Annotated in this window: 1 protein-coding gene; it reads left to right on the forward strand. The window is 69.5% G+C overall.

Annotated elements, in window-relative coordinates:
* Positions 1-322: 322 nt before the first annotated feature.
* A partial coding sequence (locus ACZ7GJ_RS37830) for a glycosyltransferase (RefSeq protein ID WP_470758506.1) occupies positions 323-1,444 on the forward strand: 1,122 nt, incomplete at its 3' end.

Here is a 1,444-nt window from a genome sequence, read left to right on the forward strand (position 1 = left end):
TTTCCGACTCTATCAGACTCTTTCGTGTCCGATTCCCGGTCGAAGCGGGTTTCGCTTTCCAGGTTTCCGCTTTCGCGTTTCCCTTTCCGGCGAGTCCGACTCTATCAGAAGTTTTCCACCGGATTTCCCGGCTTCAGATTCCTGGATGAGGAGTCGAGTGTCCCCTGTTCAGAATTCACTTCCTAGGGGGGTGTTGCCGAACTGTTCAGCTCCAGGCAACCGTTTGACTCTACATCACGGCCTCGGAGCGAGTCAAAACGCCCCCGGCCGAGCCGTGTCATCGCCCGTTCTCCCAGCTCACGGCCCCTGCACCCGCGTGGTCATGGACCCCGTCCGCATCGCGCTCGCGCCCCACCTCTCGGAACGCGCCCTGCAGCGACTGCTCGCATGGGACCCGGCATGCGCCGGACACCCGGCGCGAGACAGGAGCGAGATGCGTTTTCTGTTGTCCACGATCGGGTCACGCGGTGAAGTCCAACCGGTGGTAGCACTGGCCGTGCGGTTGAAGGCAATGGGTCAGGAGGCGGTCGTATGCGCACCCCCCGACTTCCGCGGATGGGCCGAGTCCCTCGGCATCACCTACGTCCCCGTAGGGCCGGAACTCCGCGGGACCGCAAAGCAGAGCCCCGGCGCCATCCCCACCCCTGAGCAGCGCCGCCAGCTGATCGAGGGCACGGTCACCGCACAGTTCGAGGCGGTCCGCGCCGCCTCCCGGGGCTGCGACGTCATTGTGGGAGGCGGAGCACTGGCCGTCGCCGCGCACTCGGTGGCAGAGCAGCGAGGCATCGGCTACGTCTACGCCGCCTTCGCCCCGAACACCCTGCCGTCCGCGCACCACGCACCGCCCGTCTTCAGGATGCTCGGACAGACGCCGGCGCAGGAGGGGACCGTCGACAACCGCGCGCTCTGGGCCGAGGACGCCGACCGCTGGAACGCCATGTGGGGCACGGCCCTCAACGGGCAGCGGGCCGCCGCCGGCCTGCCGCCGGTCGAGGACGTCCGTAGCCACATCTTCACCGACTCCCCCTGGCTCGCCGCAGATCCCACTCTCGCGCCCTGGCCGGAGGCGTCCACCCCGGACGTCGTACAGACCGGGGCCTGGATCCTGCCCGACGACCGGCCGCTGTCCGCCGAACTGGAGGCGTTCCTGGAAGCCGGCGAACCACCCCTCTATTGCGGGTTCGGCAGCATGCGCGCCCCCCAAGGCACCACCAGGACGGTGATCGATACGGCCCGCGCGCTCGGACGGCGCCTGGTCCTGTCCAGCGGCTGGGCCGACCTGTCGCTCGTGGACGACGAACCCGACTGCCTGTCGATCGGCGAGGTGAACCAGCAGGCCCTGTTCCCACGGGTCGGGGGGGGGGGGGGGGGGGGGGGGGGGGGGGGGGGGGGGGGGACGGAGACAAACCCCTCCCCCCCCCCCTCCCCCCACCCCCTCCCGGAA

This window comes from Streptomyces sp. NPDC037242, assembly GCF_055604165.1.